The 290-nt window shown below is 44.5% G+C and carries 1 protein-coding gene; it reads left to right on the top strand.

Going from position 1 to position 290, the window contains the following annotated elements:
- Positions 1-290 (top strand): ABC transporter substrate-binding protein (locus AAEZ18_RS18585; protein ID WP_352255864.1); only part of this gene is annotated, 290 nt, incomplete at both ends.

Here is a 290-nt window from a genome sequence, read left to right on the forward strand (position 1 = left end):
CCTAATGGCTTTGATATGACGATATGGGCTATGCCTGTGAGTCGTATTTATAATCCCAACGCACGTAAAATGGCTGAGCTTATGCAAAGTGATTTACGCAAAGTAGGCGTTAACGTCAGTATTGTAGAATATGAGTGGAATACGTTTATTCAACGTATTGGCGAGCATAGGCACGACAGTGTATTACTTGGTTGGGCCGCAGATACACCCGACCCTGATAACTTTTTTAGCCCGCTGCTGAGTTGCACCGCTACTTTTAGTGGCAAAAACCCTGCAAACTGGTGTAATCC

Origin of the sequence: Pseudoalteromonas sp. 19-MNA-CIBAN-0066, from assembly GCF_040308705.1 — a bacterium.
GTDB classification, from domain to species: domain Bacteria; phylum Pseudomonadota; class Gammaproteobacteria; order Enterobacterales; family Alteromonadaceae; genus Pseudoalteromonas; species Pseudoalteromonas nigrifaciens.